Annotated in this window: 14 protein-coding genes and 2 tRNA genes; 5 read left to right on the top strand and 11 right to left on the bottom strand. The window is 71.2% G+C overall.

Annotated elements, in window-relative coordinates:
• Window positions 1-3: 3 nt before the first annotated feature.
• The gene (locus AC3AQ1_RS14575; RefSeq protein WP_108720255.1) at window positions 4-1,827 is read left to right on the top strand and encodes an AMP-dependent synthetase/ligase; all 1,824 of its coding nucleotides are present in this window, start codon (window positions 4-6) and stop codon (window positions 1,825-1,827) included.
• A gap of 6 nt (window positions 1,828-1,833) precedes the next feature.
• Here the strand turns inward: AC3AQ1_RS14575 and AC3AQ1_RS14570 are convergent, their stop codons facing one another.
• From AC3AQ1_RS14570 to AC3AQ1_RS14560, 3 genes are read right to left on the bottom strand one after another with little or no spacing between them, the layout of a single operon-like run.
• A complete protein-coding gene (locus tag AC3AQ1_RS14570; protein WP_108719579.1) occupies window positions 1,834-2,952 on the bottom strand; it encodes a CU044_5270 family protein in 1,119 nt (372 codons plus the stop codon).
• Window positions 2,949-3,485 (bottom strand): RNA polymerase sigma factor, encoded by a 537-nt coding sequence (locus tag AC3AQ1_RS14565; RefSeq protein ID WP_159096582.1) that lies wholly within the window; start codon window positions 3,483-3,485, stop codon window positions 2,949-2,951. The genes AC3AQ1_RS14570 and AC3AQ1_RS14565 overlap by 4 nt, the downstream gene beginning before the upstream one ends.
• On the bottom strand, window positions 3,479-3,709 hold the full coding sequence (locus tag AC3AQ1_RS14560; protein ID WP_370445362.1) for a peptidase inhibitor family I36 protein: 231 nt from the start codon (window positions 3,707-3,709) through the stop codon (window positions 3,479-3,481). The genes AC3AQ1_RS14565 and AC3AQ1_RS14560 overlap by 7 nt, the downstream gene beginning before the upstream one ends.
• A gap of 349 nt (window positions 3,710-4,058) precedes the next feature.
• Here AC3AQ1_RS14560 and AC3AQ1_RS14555 point away from each other — a divergent pair, with 349 nt between their 5' ends.
• The 3 genes from AC3AQ1_RS14555 to AC3AQ1_RS14545 are packed head-to-tail and all read left to right on the top strand — an operon-like array spanning window position 4,059 to window position 7,594.
• On the top strand, window positions 4,059-4,454 hold the full coding sequence (locus tag AC3AQ1_RS14555; protein WP_159096581.1) for a hypothetical protein: 396 nt from the start codon (window positions 4,059-4,061) through the stop codon (window positions 4,452-4,454).
• Window positions 4,455-4,493: 39 nt separating this feature from the next.
• Complete coding sequence (locus AC3AQ1_RS14550) at window positions 4,494-5,177, top strand: ABC transporter ATP-binding protein (protein ID WP_108719575.1); 684 nt, start codon at window positions 4,494-4,496, stop codon at window positions 5,175-5,177.
• Complete coding sequence (locus AC3AQ1_RS14545) at window positions 5,174-7,594, top strand: hypothetical protein (RefSeq protein ID WP_108719574.1); 2,421 nt, start codon at window positions 5,174-5,176, stop codon at window positions 7,592-7,594. Before AC3AQ1_RS14550 ends, AC3AQ1_RS14545 begins: the two co-directional genes overlap by 4 nt.
• Before the next feature lie 149 nt (window positions 7,595-7,743).
• On the opposite strand, the gene AC3AQ1_RS14540 is transcribed toward AC3AQ1_RS14545, so the two are convergent.
• The 6 genes from AC3AQ1_RS14540 to AC3AQ1_RS14515 all read right to left on the bottom strand — a co-directional run bounded on the left by AC3AQ1_RS14540 (window position 7,744) and on the right by AC3AQ1_RS14515 (window position 13,461).
• Window positions 7,744-8,025 (bottom strand): chorismate mutase, encoded by a 282-nt coding sequence (locus AC3AQ1_RS14540; protein WP_108720254.1) that lies wholly within the window; start codon window positions 8,023-8,025, stop codon window positions 7,744-7,746.
• A 107-nt stretch (window positions 8,026-8,132) separates the two neighbouring features.
• Window positions 8,133-9,425, bottom strand: coding sequence for an ATP-dependent Clp protease ATP-binding subunit ClpX (gene clpX, locus AC3AQ1_RS14535; protein WP_108719573.1), 1,293 nt, complete (start codon window positions 9,423-9,425; stop codon window positions 8,133-8,135).
• Between the two features lie 206 nt (window positions 9,426-9,631).
• Window positions 9,632-10,297 carry an ATP-dependent Clp protease proteolytic subunit gene (locus AC3AQ1_RS14530; RefSeq protein ID WP_281285377.1) on the bottom strand — a complete coding sequence of 222 codons (666 nt, stop codon included), beginning with the start codon at window positions 10,295-10,297 and terminating at the stop codon, window positions 9,632-9,634.
• A gap of 17 nt (window positions 10,298-10,314) precedes the next feature.
• Complete coding sequence (locus AC3AQ1_RS14525) at window positions 10,315-10,920, bottom strand: ATP-dependent Clp protease proteolytic subunit (RefSeq protein ID WP_108720252.1); 606 nt, start codon at window positions 10,918-10,920, stop codon at window positions 10,315-10,317.
• A gap of 261 nt (window positions 10,921-11,181) precedes the next feature.
• The gene (tig, locus tag AC3AQ1_RS14520; protein WP_108719572.1) at window positions 11,182-12,792 is read right to left on the bottom strand and encodes a trigger factor; all 1,611 of its coding nucleotides are present in this window, start codon (window positions 12,790-12,792) and stop codon (window positions 11,182-11,184) included.
• A gap of 595 nt (window positions 12,793-13,387) precedes the next feature.
• Window positions 13,388-13,461 (bottom strand) — tRNA-Pro (locus AC3AQ1_RS14515).
• 140 nt (window positions 13,462-13,601) lie between these two features.
• Here AC3AQ1_RS14515 and AC3AQ1_RS14510 point away from each other — a divergent pair.
• Window positions 13,602-13,675, top strand: a tRNA-Gly gene (locus AC3AQ1_RS14510).
• Window positions 13,676-13,815: 140 nt separating this feature from the next.
• Here the strand turns inward: AC3AQ1_RS14510 and AC3AQ1_RS14505 are convergent.
• Window positions 13,816-14,895, bottom strand: a complete 1,080-nt coding sequence (locus AC3AQ1_RS14505; RefSeq protein ID WP_108719571.1) for a ScyD/ScyE family protein — start codon at window positions 14,893-14,895, stop codon at window positions 13,816-13,818.
• 101 nt (window positions 14,896-14,996) lie between these two features.
• The gene (locus AC3AQ1_RS14500) at window positions 14,997-15,758 is read right to left on the bottom strand and encodes an AfsR/SARP family transcriptional regulator (protein WP_108719570.1); all 762 of its coding nucleotides are present in this window, start codon (window positions 15,756-15,758) and stop codon (window positions 14,997-14,999) included.
• Between the last annotated feature and the right edge of the window lie 213 nt (window positions 15,759-15,971).

Here is a 15,971-nt window from a genome sequence, read left to right as displayed (position 1 = left end):
GGCATGTCGTCCGTGTCCGAGTCGCCCGCCGTCGTCCCCTACCAGCCCGAGGTCTCGATCCCCGGCGCGCTGCGCGACCGGGCGGTGGCGCACGCGCACCAGGTGATCGTCGAGCGCCGGGTCGGCGGCCAGTGGCGCGGCGTGACCGCGGCGACGTTCCACCAGGAGGTCGTCGAGCTCGCGCGGGCGCTCGTCGCGTGGGGCCTGCAGCCGGGTGAGACCGTGGCGATCATGGGCCACACGAGCTACGAGTGGACGCTCGTCGACTTCGCCGTGTGGACCGCGGGCGGCCGGCCGGTCCCGGTCTACGAGACCTCCTCCACCGAGCAGGTGCAGTGGATCGCGAGCGACTCCGGCGCGGTGCTCGCATTCGTCGAGAGCGACCAGCACGCCGCCGTGGTGGCCGAGGCCGCCGTGGACAGCATCCGCGAGATCGTGACGTTCGCGAAGCTCGCGGCGTTCACCGCGCAGGGCGGGTCCGTCGACCCGACCGAGGTCGCCAATCGCACGGCGGCCCTGACCGGCGACGACGTCGCGACGATCATCTACACCTCCGGCACGACCGGCCGCCCGAAGGGCGTCCAGCTCACCCACGGCAACTTCATCTACCTGGCGCGCAACGGCGCGCGCTCGGACCTGCGCGAGGTCGTCGGCCTGCCCGGGCAGCGCACGCTGCTCTTCATGCCGCTCGCGCACGTGTTCGCGCGGTTCATCGAGGTCCTGTGCATCACCGAGGCGGGCGTCCTGGGCCACTCCCCCGACACCCGCAACCTCGTGGCCGACCTGCAGTCCTTCCGCCCGACGTTCCTGCTCGCCGTCCCGCGCGTGTTCGAGAAGGTGTTCAACTCCGCGGCGCAGAAGGCCGCGAGTGGCGTGAAGAAGCGCGTGTTCGGGTGGGCCACGCGGGTGGCGATCGCATACTCGCGGGCGCTCGAGACGCCGTCGGGCCCCTCGCGGGCGCTGCGCGGCCAGCTCGGCCTCGCCCACCGCCTGGTGCTGGGAAAGATCGCCGAGGCGATGGGCGGCTCGCTGCAGTACGCGATCTCCGGCGGAGCACCGCTGGGCGCGCGGCTCGGCCACTTCTACCGCGGCCTCGGCGTCACGGTGCTCGAGGGGTACGGGATGACCGAGACGACGGCGCCCACCACGGTCAACCGACCCGTCGACATCCGGATCGGCACCGTCGGCCCGGCCTACCCGGGCACGAAGGTCCGGATCGCGGACGACGGCGAGATCCAGGTCGCGGGACCGCACGTCTTCCGGGGCTACCACGGCGACGAGGGCGCCACGGCCGAGGCGTTCACCGAGGACGGGTGGCTGCGCTCGGGTGACCTCGGGTCGCTCGACGACGGCGGCTACCTCACGATCACCGGCCGGCGGAAGGAGATCATCATCACCGCCGGCGGCAAGAACGTCGCGCCCGCGGTGCTCGAGGACCGCTTCCGCGGTCATCCGCTCGTCTCGCAGGTCGTCGTGGTGGGCGACCAGCGCCCGTTCATCGGGGCGCTCGTCACGCTGGACCCGGAGATGCTGCCCGGCTGGCTGGCCGGCAAGGGGCTGCCCGCGATGTCGGTGAGCCAGGCGGTGCAGAACCCGCAGGTGCAGGCGTCGCTGGTGAAGGCGGCGCAGCGCGCCAACCGCGCCGTCTCGCGCGCGGAGTCGATCCGACGGATCCGGGTGCTCGACGTCGACCTCACCGAGGCGAACGGCTACCTCACGCCCTCCCTCAAGGTGAAGCGGTCCCTCGTGCACCACGACTTCGCCGGGCCGATCGAGGAGATCTACGCCTCCGGCGGCGCCTCGCTGGACGTGCCGACCGTCGCGTAGCGGGACCTAGGCAGTGTCACCGATCTCCGCCACCCACCGGGCGTCGGTGATCGTGACGAACCCCGTGACGGTCGGCCCGTCGATCTCCATCAGGTCCGTCTCGAGCGCGACGGTCTCGGAGCCCACCACCTGGCCGGACGTCGGGTCGACGAGCAGGATCCGCACCGTGGTGTCGTACCCCGAGCCGTGGGGCGGCGTCGTGACGGTCTCGACGGCGCGTCCCTTCCGGTCCACCGCCGAGCCAAGGGTGCGGACTCCGGGTTCGCCCGCCAGCATCTCCCAGACCGCCGCCATGAGGTCAGGCGGAAGCAGATAGGTGGTGGTGAGGGCGTTCACCTGGTCCAGCAGGCACCAGGCGCGCTCGGCCTGGCTGTCCTCGCACGTCGGCGGCATGCCGACGAGCAGCTGGTCGACCAGCACGGCGGGGTCCCGGGAGAGTTCTGCCGGTTTGTCGGGAACAGTGCCGGGCGGTGTCTCGTCGGTGGAGTCCACGATGCCCGCGGTGACGGGGGCCGGGTCGATCGTTCCGTCGGGGCGCAGCTCGGTTCCTTGGCGCTGCGTGAGCGTCGCGGCCCCCGTGAGACTCAGCCACCACTGCTGCTCGAACGGGCGGATGGTCGCGTGCGGATCGTCGAGGTTGGCCGGACTGTTCCAGCCCCGGCTCTCGACGTACTGCACGTCCCCGCTGCCAACGGGCGTGGACGCGGCGGCAGCCGTGGACAGCTCGTGCAGCACGCCGGCCGCCTCGGGCGCCCGGTCCGCGTGCTCCGGGTCCTCCAGCGTGTAGTGCAGGCTCGGGGGCGACGCGATCGCCGATCCCGACGGCAGCAGGCTGAACACCACCGCGATCCCGAGTACGAGCACCGCAGCGACGGCGAGCAGCCACCGAGCCCGGTCCCGACGCGCGCGAGACGCGGGCTTCGCCGGCGCGGCGTCAGGGGCGTCGGCATCGGCGTCGCCGTTGCCATCGATGCGGTTCAGCACGCGCGCGAGAACCCTCACCTCGGGCTCGACCCGGCTCAAGTCCAGCCCGAGCAGGTCTCGGATGCGGGCCGCCTCGAGCTCCGCGTCCCGTTCGACGGCGAGCTCGCGATCGTCCGCCGTGTTCCGTTCCTCGCGGCTCATCGGTCACCTCCCTCCGACTCGATCAGTCGGCGCAGGCGCCGACGAGCCCGGTACAGCCGCGAGCCGATCGCGCTCGGGCTCACGCCGAGCCGGTCCGACACCTCCGACATGCTCAACCCGTCGATAGCGACGAGGCGCACGACCTGTTGCTCGTCTCCCGGCAGCGACTCGACGAGATCTTCGGCCCAGAGCGTCGCAACCACGAGAGTGTCGGCGGGCGCACCTGGGGCCGGCCGCTCACTCGTCAGCACAGCCAACCGGTTGCGGGACAGCGCCTGCTCGTGCTCGTGCCGCCGCACCATGTTCTTCGCGATCCCGTACACCCAACGGCGCCGGGCCTCGACGCCGTCCGGGACATCCGCCCACCGTCGCCACAGCACAAGGAGTGTCTCAGCCAGTACGTCCTCGGCGGCCTGCGCACCCAACCTGGACGCGATGAACCGCAACAGCTCCGCCGAGACGCTGCGAGCAAACTGCTCGAAGTCACGCCGAACTGCCTCCCTCGTCCCGGCGACACCGGGATTCGTCAGCACGACGTCGTGAGGATGACCATCTTCCCCGTGGCGAGAAGCGTCGTCGACAGCTGCGTCCCCGCCGCCAGACACGTGCTCGACCCGCTTCCACTCGCCGATGCGTACACCCGCACGGCCTTGCCCGTCCGGTTCCACGCCGACCGTGCCGTGGACGCGGCGAGCGTACCCGTCGTGGATCGCCCGTACATCTGGCCGCCGTACTGCACGCTCGTCCAGAAGCACATCTGGCCCGCCGGGCAGTCACTCGAAGCCTGAGGTGACACGATCTCGTCCTCTGCCGCCGCAGGTTGTGCAAGCGCGGCCCCCATGAGCGCCACCGCGCCGACGACGGCGAAGAAACGCCGGCCCTTTCCTCCACCTCCCATGCCTGTCATCGCGTCAGGCCCGGGGCTCGTCACGAGATGTGATCTAGATCACATTCGGGGACGAACCGGCCTCCTCTCGTGATGTCTTGTCGAAGGCACAGCGGAACGGCGCTGTCCGGATGTGTCCTTCAACGACCGGGCAACCGCTCGGTCGCAACCGGCGGACGTTGCGCCGCCACGCGACCGAACCGCGCACGAAGGAGTGGGCATGGGTGCTGTAGGAAGTTCGGGAGCGCGCTCCCGGAGGCTCAAGGCCGCGATCGTCGCGGGGATCCTCACCATGGGGGCGATCGGTCTTCCGATGGCCTCGGCGCAGGCGGGATCGAACCTCTGCGGTTCATCGTTGGCCTGCATCTACATCGATCCCGCCTGGGTCGGTCTCCTTGGCACAAAGTCGGGCGGAAGCGGCCTGTCGAACGTGAGCAGTGGCGCCGACAACAAGACGTCGGCGTGGGAGAACAAGACGGGCTCGAACGGCGCATGGTACACGCTCGCAAACGGCACCGGTTCGTGCTTCGCGATGCCGAAAGGCTCGGAGGTCTCGAGCATTCCCTTTCCGAACTACGACAAGCTGACGTCGTGGAAGGTGAACGGCGGTTGCTGACCCGATGAGCACAGCGCACGGTCTGTGCCGGGTGGTGCAGTGAGCCGGGTCGTGCTGGCCGGCGCCGGCAAGTGCTACGGCGAGGGCGAGTCGCAGGTGTGGGCGGTCCGGGACGCATCCCATGTGTTCGAGACGGGTTCGTTCACGGTGATCCAGGGCGTATCGGGCTCGGGTAAGTCGACGCTGCTCAACCTCATGAGCGGGCTCGACGTCCCGTCCCGCGGCCAGGTCCACGTGGACGGGCTCGATCTCGGCCACATGAGCGACCCGGCCCGCGCTGACTTCCGACTCCGACGCGTTGGGTGCGTCTTCCAGGAGCACCTGCTGATCGAGGAGTTCTCGGCGCTCGAGAACGTGATGCTCCCCCTCGAGGCAGTCGGCTCGGCGGCGAGCACGGCGCGCACCGCCGCTGGGAGCGCGCTGGGCGACGTCGGGCTCGCAAGGCTCGAGGATCGCCTACCGGCGCACCTCTCGGGCGGCCAGCGGCAACGGGTCGGGATCGCGCGTGCTCTTGTCGGTGACCGCACCCTCCTGCTCGCGGACGAGCCCTCGGGTGCGCTCGACTCCGTGACGTCGCGGGAGGTGTACCTGCTGCTCCGGGCGGCCGCGGACCGAGGAGTGACGGTCGTGGTGGCCACCCACGATCCCGCTCTGCAGGCTTTTGCCGACGTCGTGCTCGACATCATCGATGGCCGGCTGCACGCGCATGAGGTGAGTTTGTGAGCTCCGGGCTCCACCTGCCCGCGCTGTGGCGCACGTTCGCGCGGAGCGGCGCGGCGCGGCGTTCGGGGATGCTGATCGCCGCGGTCGCCAGCGTCCTCGTGCTGGCGTACAGCGTCCTGATCGCGCTGAGCCCGACTCCTGAACAGGTCGCCGACCGTGAGCTGGGCGGGTACGACGGCGGGGTCCAAGTGGAGGCGGACGTGCGCGAGGACCCCGAACCAGCGGTTCGGGTCCGTGACGCCGCACGCAATGCGGGGGCAACGGCGCAGGCGTCCCTGCTCGAGTCGCTGGACCTGCGAGTCACCGGCGGGCTCTACACCGCGCTGTACTACGCCGAGACGGACTGGTCGGACGCACTGTTCGACCGGTACACGCTGGAGTCCGGCCACTGGCCGAGGCAGCCGGCGCAAGTGGTGGTGACGGAACGCCTGGCGCGGGAGCTCGATGGAGAAGCACTCGAGGTGCTGTCGGGAACGGAGCGCCTCCAGGTGGTCGGTGTGGTGCGCGATGCCTACGGCCTGGACTCACGCCAGGTGCTCGCAGCGGAGGGGACGTGGAACGCGTTCGACTGGTCCTCCCTGAGTCGGACGTTCCCGAACGTCGCCGCCTCGCTCACGGTGTTCTGGGCCGGGACCTCGGCAGACGAGGTCGTCTCAGCCCTGGCCGAGGCCGGGCTCGTCGCGTCGCTCCCCTCGCTCGAAACTCGGGAGGATCTGCTCACGAACCCGTCGCCCACGCTCGTGGACCAGTACCCGTTCGCGTTCACGATCCCTGCGATCCTCGCGCCCGCCGGGCTCGCAGCAGTCGTGGTTCTGACCGCGGAGCGCCGGCTCCGCCGCTCGATCGGCGTGCTCCGGGTCCTCGGCATCGCGAGTGGCCCCGCCGTCGGTGCGGCCGTCGGGGCGTGGGCGACCTGGGTGGCGATCGGCGCAGGAGGGGGGAGCGTGGTCGGCGCTGGCCTGGGACTCCTGGCACGCCCGCTCACCGCGGCAGTCGCCCCCCACGTCCTGGCGCCGCCCGTCGTGCCGTGGGCGGGTGTCGCCACCGTGGTGGCGTCCACGCTGCTGGCGCTGGCCTTGACCGTGGTGGGCCTCGCGCTTCGCCGACCCGCGCGTGCACTGGCCGAGCTCGGTCACCGTGTACCGGCGAGGACGATGAGCTACCTCCGGCTCGTCGCGATCGCGCTGAGTGTCGTGGCGATACTCTGGCTCGGGGCCTCACTCCGCACCATGTTCGACATCGTCTGGCTCACGGCAGCGTGCGTGGCATGTGCGGCGCTCATCGCGCCCTCGGCCGTTCGCGTCGTCGTCGATCACCTGCCGGATCGACGGCCGTCGATCCGGCTCGCGAAGCGGCAGCTGGCCGGGGACCGCACCCGAGTCGGGATCGCCGTCGCCCTCCTGACCGCAACCCTCGCACCGTCGCTCGTCATGGCGACGCTCGTCGCGTCGGTTCAGTCCAGCGGCTCCGCGCTGATGCGCACGAACGCGGGACGCGACCAGCTCGTGATCGCGACGAACAACGCGTTCGTCGCACCGCCCTCCGAGGCCCTCGCCATCGCGCGGGAGAGCGCGCCGGACGCCTGGGAGGTCGAGCAGTACGCGGTGGTCAGCGCGGAGCAATACGTCACGGTGAACGAGCCGGGGCTCGGCTATCTCGTCGCCCTCGGGTCGGCGGCCGACGCGGCGCGGATGTGCGGAGCGCTGGATGACGGCGCCGCTCAGGTCCTGGACCGGGGTGGGGTCCTCCTCCTGAACGGCGGTACCGGGCCGCTACAGACCCTCTGGTTCAACGACGGCAGCAAGACCGCACCGGTTCCGGCTGGTGCTGTGGCGTGCCCAGATTGGGGGAACGCGCTGGCGGGCGTCATGCTCACGTCGGGAGCTCACGAACTAGGCCTGGAGACCGCTCCTGAGGCAACCGTGTTCGGCCCTGTGACGGCGGACCAGTTCGCGCTGGTTCGCGATCGGCTCGAGGAGGCCGGCTTGGACGTCACACTCGCCCAGTTCGGTGGGGAGCGCCGAACGCCCTCGATTCCGCCCCCCGTCTGGATCGCACTCGTCGTCACGTCGAGCCTCGCGATCGGTGCTGCTCTCCTCGCCACCAGGTCCCAAGCGCGCATCCTGGACCTCTACAGGCCAACCCTGAGCGCCGTAGGTCTGAACAGGTCGTGGGCCTCCCGCGTCCTTCGGACCCAGGTCATGGTCATCACCGTCCTCGGCGCCCTGCTGGCCTTGGTCACGACGGCGGTTCCGCTCATGATCGGCGCGTTGACCTTCCCGGGCATCGTGGTCGTCGTTCCGTGGCCGGTCATCTCGGCACTGGTGCTCGCGATCCTCGCCACCGCGTGGCTCGCATCTCCGGTTCGCACCGACGCGCGAAGCAACCGCGGAGTCGACAACGGACGGCGCTCGTAGACCAAAGCCACGCGCGCACGAGTGACTTCCAAGCCACCCGTAGTCGACGACCCAGTCTCTTCGCACGATCTCAGTCCGTGCGGGCCTGACCGCTGCCAACAGCGGCAGATCGACCGATGACGGTCTTGCGGACCGCAGTCCTGCGCGGCTCAGCCCTGGGCGGCGATGGCCTCGTGGTGCCGGATCACCTCGGCCACGATGAACGCGAAGAACTTCTCCGCGAACACCGGGTCGAGCCCGGACTCCTCCGCCAGCGCCCGCAGCCGGGCGACCTGCTCGGCCTCGCGGGCCGGGTCGGAGGCGGGCAGCTCCAGATCGGCCTTGAGCACGCCGACCTGCTGCGTCGCGCGGAAGCGCTCGGCCATGAGGTGCACGAGCGCGGAGTCGATGTTGTCGATCGAGTGGCGCAGCCGGGCGAGCTCGGGCGGCACGGGCGAAGCGGTCGTGGCAGCTGAGGCTGCCGACGCGGAAGGCGACGTCGCCGCCGCGACGGACGCGACGCCGTCGTGCGTCTCGCCGTGGTGCTGGAGCGCCTCGCTCACGCGGGCTTCTTCTCCCGGGTGGCGCGCGAACGCGCGGCGGTCGACGGCGAGCGCAGCACGAGCGTCGGGTCCAGCCGGTCCACGACGCACTCCCGCGTCACGACGACGCGCTCGACGTCCTCACGCCCGGGCACGTCGAACATGACCGGCATGAGCACCTCCTCGAGGATGGCGCGCAGCCCGCGCGCACCGGTCCCGCGGGCGAGAGCCTGGTCCGCGATCGCGCCGATCGCCTCGTCTGTGAGCTCGAGCTCCACGCCGTCCAGCTCGAACATCCGCTGGTACTGCCGCACGAGCGCGTTCTTGGGCTCGGTGAGGATGCCGGCGAGGGCCTCCTGGTCGAGCTTGCTCACCGTCGCGACGACCGGGAGACGCCCGATGAACTCCGGGATGAGGCCGAACTTGTGCAGGTCCTCGGGCCGGACCTTGGCGAACAGGTCCTCCTTGTCCCGCTCGTTCAGCGGGGCGTTGAAGCCCACGCCGCGGCGGTGCGTGCGCGAGGCGATGATGTCCTCGAGGCCGGCGAACGCGCCCGCGACGATGAACAGCACGTTCGCGGTGTCGATCTGGAGGAACTCCTGGTGCGGATGCTTGCGCCCGCCCTGCGGCGGCACCGAGGCGACGGTGCCCTCGATGATCTTGAGCAGCGCCTGCTGCACGCCCTCCCCGGAGACGTCACGGGTGATGGAGGGGTTCTCGGCCTTGCGCGCGATCTTGTCGATCTCGTCGATGTAGATGATCCCGGTCTCGGCCTTCTTGGTGTCGAAGTCCGCGGCCTGGATGAGCTTGAGGAGGATGTTCTCCACGTCCTCACCGACGTAGCCCGCCTCGGTGAGGGCCGTGGCGTCGGCGATCGCGAACGGCACGTCGAGCATGCGCGCGAGGGTCTGCGCGAGGTAGGTCTTGCCCGTGCCGGTCGGGCCGATGAGCAGCACGTTGGACTTGGCGATCTCGATGCCGTCGTCGTGCAGCCGGGCCGGACCCTGGGCGGCCTGGACGCGCTTGTAGTGGTTGTAGACCGCCACCGAGAGCGACTTCTTCGCGCGCTCCTGGCCGACGATGTACTGCTCGAGGTGGGCGAAGATGTCGCGCGGGGTGGGCAGCGCGGTCAGCACGGTGGGGGCGCTCTCGCTCTCGGCGAGCTCCTCCTCCACGATCTCGTTGCACAGCTCGATGCACTCGGTGCAGATGTACACGCCGTGACCGGCGATGAGCCGCTTGACCTGCTTCTGGCTCTTGCCGCAGAACGAGCACTTGAGCAGCTCGGTCCCGTCGGTGGGGTGGGCCATGCCTACTCCTCCCCTCCAGGGCGGTCCGCACCGCCGTCGTCCGATGTTCTGCCGGCTCGCACCGGGCCACTCCACCTTAAGCGGGCAGGGCCTGTCACGTGCGAAGCGGCGGGGCAGGCGTGTCGCCCACCCCGCCGCCCCCGACGGTCCAACCCTCACCCCGCCGTGCGCTGAGCACGGCCTGAGCACGGCCTGAGCGCGTGCGCTCAGCGAGCGGGCAGCTGCGCCTTCTTGCGGCTCTCGAGGACCTGGTCCACGAGGCCGTACTCCAGTGCCTGCGCGGCCGTGAGGATCTTGTCGCGCTCGATGTCGCGACGGATCTCCTCCACCGGCTTGCCGGTGTGCTCGGCCAGCGTCTCCTCGAGCCACTCCCGCATGCGCAGGATCTCGTTCGCCTGGATCTCGATGTCCGACGCCTGCCCGTACCCGCCGCCCGACATCGCCGGCTGGTGGATGAGGACGCGAGCGTTGGGCAGCGCGAGGCGCTTGCCCGGCGTGCCGGCGGCGAGCAGCACGGCCGCAGCGGACGCCGCCTGGCCGAGGCAGACCGTCTGCACCTGGGGGGAGATGTACTGCATCGTGTCGTAGATCGCCGTGAGCGCCGTGAAGGAGCCGCCGGGCGAGTTGATGTACATCGTGATGAGGCCGTCGGGGTCCTGGCTCTCCAGGACCAGGAGCTGCGCCATCACGTCGTCGGCCGAGGCGTCGTCCACCTGCACGCCGAGGAAGATGATGCGGTCCTCGAACAGCTTCGTGTAGGGGTCCTGGCGCTTGAAGCCGTAGGCGGTGCGCTCCTCGAACTGTGGCAGGACGTACCGGGCCGACGGCGCGCCGGCCGAGTGCCCGAACGCGCGGGACTCGATGAGGTTCACGTGGTTCTCCTTGCCGTTCAGTCGGTCGTCCCGCCGCCGCCGCGGACCGCGGCAGCGTGCGACACGACGTGGTCGATGAAGCCGTACTCCAGGGCCTCCTGCGCCGTGAACCACCGGTCCCGGTCGGCGTCGGCGTTGATCTGCTCCACCGTGTTGCCCGTCTGCTGAGCGGTCAGCTCGGCCATGACGCGCTTCATGTGCAGGATCAGCTCGGCGTTGATGCGGATGTCCGTGGCCGTCCCACCGATGCCGCCCGAGGGCTGGTGCATCATGACGCGGGCGTGGGGGGTCGCGTAGCGCTTGCCCTTCGCCCCCGAGGCGAGCAGGAACTGGCCCATCGAGGCCGCCATCCCCATCGCGACGGTCGCCACGTCCGGCTGCACGAACTGCATCGTGTCGTAGATCGCCATGCCCGCGGTCACCGAGCCGCCGGGCGAGTTGATGTAGAGCCAGATGTCCTTGTCCGGGTCCTCGGCTGCCAGGAGGAGCATCTGCGCGCAGATCGCGTTGGCGTTCTCGTCCCGCACCTCCGACCCGAGCCAGATGATGCGCTCCTTCAGGAGCCGGTTGTAGACGTGGTCACCCAGTCCGAACCCCTTCGGGTCCGAGTTCGCCTGCGGCATGTCGCTCACGTGGCACTCCCGTTCTCTCCTCGGCGCCACCGCCCGCGGCGGCAGCGCGTGTTCATCGACCCTAACGTTCCGGGATCGGGCTCCCATGCCCGCGAACGTGCCGTTTCGCTGACGGCGCACTCTCGCGCGAACCGGTGCTCGCCGTCGTGCGTGTTCTCGTCCTCGCCGTCCTTCGGGACGCCCCGACGACGGCGAAGGGCCGCCCCTGCCGGGACGGCCCTTCGCGCTGGGGTGCTTCGCGCACCGCGGATGTCACTCGGCGGCGTCGGCCCTCTTCTTGGCGGGCGCCTTGCGGGTGCGGGCCGGCTTGGCGGGCGCCTCGTCCCCGGCCTTCGCGTCGTCGGCCTTGGCGTCGGTCGTCGCCTCCTCGTCAGCCTTCGCGGCCTTCTTGGCGGGCGTCTTGCGGGCGCGCGCCGGCTTGGCGGGCGCCTCGTCAGCGTCGGCAGCGTCGGCAGCGGCCGGAGCCTCGGTCGCCTCGACGGAGGCGAGCTCGTCGGCCAGGTCGGCCTCGGCGGGCGTGGCCACCTCGACGACCTCGACACCCTCGTCAGCCACGTCGAGCTCGACGTCGGCGCCCGCCTCGGCGTCGTCCTCGTCGGCCCCGATGAACGGCGTGAGGTCGACGGCGAGCCCGTCGGCGTCCACGACGGTCACCTTGCGCAGCGCGAGGGCGAGCGACTTGTTGCGCGCGATCTCGCCGACGAACACGGGGATCTGACCCGTCCGGTCGGCGTTCTGGACGAACTCGTTCGGGTCGACGCGGTACTGCTGCGCCGTACGAACCAGGAAGTCGAGGAGCTCGTTCTGGGAGACCTGCACGGAGAGGCTCTCGGCGAGCGCGTCGAGCAGCAGCTGACGGCGCAGGGCGTCGGTCGCCTCGACCTGGACCTCGGCGCGGTGCTCGTCGTCCTCGAGGCGGTCCTCGCTCTCGAGGTGGCGGACCACCTCGGCCTCGACGACGGCGGCCGGGACCGGGAAGTCGACGGCCTCGAGCAGCGCGTCGAGCAGCTTGTCGCGGGCCTGGACGGCCTGGCCGTTCACCTTGCCGGTGGACGCCTGGGCGCGCAGGTCCGCGCGGAGCTCCTCGAGCGTGTCGAACTCGGAGGCCAGCTGGGCGAACTCGTCGTCGACGTCGGGCAGCTCCTGCTCCTTGACGCCGGTGACCGTGACGGTGACCTCGGCCTCCTCGCCCGCGCGGTCGCCACCGGCGAGCGGCGCGGTGAAGGTGGCGGTCTCGCCCGCGGCGAGGCCGGTGACGGCCTCGTCCAGACCCTCGAGCATGTTGCCCGAGCCGATCTGGTAGGAGATGCCGGAGACCGTGTCGACCTCCTCGCCGTCGATCACGGCGGTGAGGTCGAGGACCACGAAGTCGGTGTCGGCGGCCGCGCGCTCCACGCCCTGGAGGGTCGCGAACCGCTGGCGCAGCACCTCGAGGCGCTCCTCGATCTCGTCGTCGTCGACGTCGACCGGGTCGACCTCGAGGGTGAGGGAGGAGAGCTCCGGCAGCTCGAACTCGGGGCGCACGTCGACCTCGGCCGTAAAAGTGAGGTCGCCCGCCTTGTCCACGGGGACAGCCGTGACCTCCACGTCGGGCTGACCGAGCGGGCTCACGCCGGACTCGCGAACGGCGTCGCGGTAGAAGCCCGGCAGCGCGTCGTTGACCGCGTGCTCGAGCACCGCGCCGAAACCGATGCGCTGGTCGATGATGCGCGGGGGCACCTTGCCCTTGCGGAAGCCGGGGATCGAGACGTCCTTGGCGATGTGCTGGTACGCGTGGTCGATGCTGGGGGTCAGCTCCTCGTAGGAGACCTCCACGGTCAGCTTGACGCGCGTGGGCTCGAGGGTCTCGACGGCACTCTTCACGGTGACTCTCTCTGGTCGAACGGATGACCGGTGCGGTCATGGCACATCGGCCCTCGGCACGCGGGAGCGGGGCGGGGCCGACCGTTGGGGGCGCGGGCGTTGCGCCGCACACTGGCGTCCATGGTACTCGCGCGCCGCCCTCGGCCGATTCGGGGGGTGCGCGGCGGGCGGGGCCGGTGGGGCAGGGTCTGCCGGTGGGCAGGTCTGCCGGAGCGAGCGGGGCGGGGCCGGTGGGGCAGGGTCTGCCGGAGCGACCGGGGCGTGCGCAACTGCGGATGACCGGGCACAGCTGCGGACGACCGGCGGCGTCCCCGCCCTTCGCCCCGGCGTGTCCGGCGCAACACGCCGGGCGCCAGAGACTGTCGTCCGCAGCTGTGCACCAGGCGTCCGCAGCTGCGCACCGGGAGCGCGGGCGGCGCCGCCCTCTTCAGCAAGCGAAGGCCCGCACGGCTGGCGCCGGCGGGCCTCACGTGTGTCGGGATGACAGGAACCACCGCTGCGCGAGGCTCGTTCCTCGCCGCCCACAGCGGCTCCCGGCATCTCGTCCCCCGACACCGAAGGCCCGCACGGCTGGCGCCGGCGGGCCTCACGTGTGTCGGGATGACAGGATTTGAACCTGCGACCCTCCGCTCCCAAAGCGGATGCGCTACCAAGCTGCGCCACATCCCGGAGCGCACACCCGGTGCGCCGAGGCGATTCTAGGTGGCTGGTGGGTGCGCCGCCGCAGCGGGCGGAGGACGGGGAGCGGCTACACTCGACGTCGGCGAGGCAAGCGCTGGTCAGCCCAGACAAGCCCTGGGCAGCCTCTCGCGGATGTAGCTCAATGGTAGAGCCTCTGCCTTCCAAGCAGATGGTGCGGGTTCGATTCCCGTCATCCGCTCCACACGAACGACGGCGGGCTCCCCTCGGGTGGGGAGCCCGCCGTCATGCGTTCGCGACCAGGCCTAGAAGCACCGCTGTCCGTCGACGCACGACGGCGAGCTCACCTCGCGAGGTGAGCTCGCCGTCGTGCCTCAACGTGCGTCAGGGCACGGGCACCGACACGATCGCGCCGGACGGCCCGAATGCCCCCGTGCTCACGTACAGCGTGCCGCGCTGGTACTCGACGGCCGCGGGCGAGTCGAGTCCGGTGAGGAACGGCGACGGCGCCGCACCGCTGCGTGCTGAGGAGACGGTCCCCGGGAAGATCTCCGCGACGTACCCGGTGCCGTCGCGCCCGATAGCCAGACCGGACGCGGAGAACAGCCCCGAGACCGCCACCGACGCACGTCCCGAGATCGGGTTCACCTTGTAGACCGTCGCGGCACCCGGGATGGACTCCCCCGGCGCGCCGGGGAGGGAGGTGACGTAGAGCATCCCGTCGCCGCCGAGCTCGATGTCGGTGGGCACGCCCTCGGCCAGGAACTCCTTCCCCACCACGCAGTCCGGCGCGCCGAGCGCCGCGGCGATCTCTGCCGTGACCACGTGCGGCGAGGGCGGCAGCACCCAGAGGGGCTTCACCTTCCCGCCGACGATGCGCCAGACCGTGTTGGCCCCGGCGTCCGCCACCACCGTCACGAGCCCGGGCAGCGCCACGCTGCCGTACGGGTGCGAGAAGACCTCCCCCGAGTGGACGGCCGGAGCGCCCACCGTCTCCTCGAACTCGGCCGCGCACGCCTCGTCGAGCGGGTCGTTCACGAAGCCGTAAAGCTGTCCGCCATCGGGGTTGAGCCTCGCCTCGGCCGCACCGAGGTCGGCCACCGTGGTCGTGCTGCCCCACGGGGAGAGTCTCTTCATGAGCGTCGAGGAGCCGGCCTCGCTCACGGTGGTCTCGGCGTAGGTCACGTAGCCGGCGAGCACGCTGACGGCGCCGAGCTCGCCGCTCACGGTCGCGAGGTCGGTCCGCGCCCCGGAGTGCTTGATCCTCGTCAACACCGACGGAGTCGACGGGTCGAACGACACCTGGGCGACGTAGATCGTCCGGTCGAGATCGACGCCGAACGAGAGGGGCGCCGCGAGCCCGGTCGCGACGGTGGTGGGTGTGGGCTCCGCGGCCGCCGGGACCGCGGGCGCGAGCGCGAGCAGTCCTCCGATCGCGGCGACAGCAGCAAGTGAACGACGCATTCGATCCCCCGACCTGTGAGTGGCGCCCCTGCCGCGCACAGCGTGGCGAGTGCGGGTTCACGGCATCGTCACCGGACGGTCACTGCGGCCTCACTGCCACCTCATGGCAACCGGTCCTGTGGGGGGTCGGGCCCGTCGAGCGCCAGGGCTCGCAGCGCCCAGACCCCCGGCCCCGGCGAGATCCTCAGCTCCGTCTCGAGAAGCGCCGCGCAGCGCTCGAACTGCCGCAGCGCCTCCGCCCGATTGCCCTCCGCCAGGTGCGCGGCCATCAGGGCGGCGTGCGCCGACTCGCGCAACGCGTCGCCGGCCAGCGCCACCTGCGCGGCCTGGACCGCCTGCCAGTGCCGGCCCGCGTCGGACAACGCGGCGGACGCGGCCTCGAGGGCGTGCAGGCGCAGCTGGCGGTAGGAGTCTCGGTGCGGGTCGAGCCACGGCTCGTCCTCGTCCTCGGCGATGTCGAGGGACAAGCGCTCGGCGGCGGCCAGGAGGTCGGTGAGGTCGGCGTGCCCATCGAGGATGCGGCGGGCGAGCAGGCGCAGCTCGCGCAGGTCGAGCCCGACGCGCGGTGCGAGTGCGACGCGGTGCGCCTCCAGCGCGATGACGTGCGTCCGCTCGGGCACCAGCCAGAGCGTCGAGGACAGGTTGGACGTCGCGCGGCCGAGCGGTGAGTCCGGCCAGAGCGCACCCGCGAGCGCGTGGCGCGCTGCGGCGCCGTCGTGCACCGCGAGGAGGGCGAGCAGGCGCCGCACGCGGCTCGGGATCGCGAGGGGTCGGGAGTCGACCTCGAGTGCGAGGCTCGGAACGACCCGGAGCACGACGGCGGGCACGGTACAGTCCGCGACGTCCGTGTCCGCATCTGCCATGGGACCTCCGAGGTGGCATCTCGGAGGCTATCGGCCCCGACGGCCCGTGCTCCAGGGCATTGCCCGCAGAGGTCGGACAAGACCGGCCACGGTGACCGCCCACACAGACCGGCCACAGAGACCGTCCATCGAGAACCTCCACCGGGGACGTCGACCGAGTACGGGTGAGGCCCCGCGCAACGCTCGTCGTCGAGCGATAAGTTCAGCCGTAGC

The organism is Miniimonas sp. S16 (genome assembly GCF_057748195.1).
The sequence above is the reverse complement of the archived record's forward strand: the minus strand, read 5'-3'. Positions and strand labels throughout refer to the sequence as shown.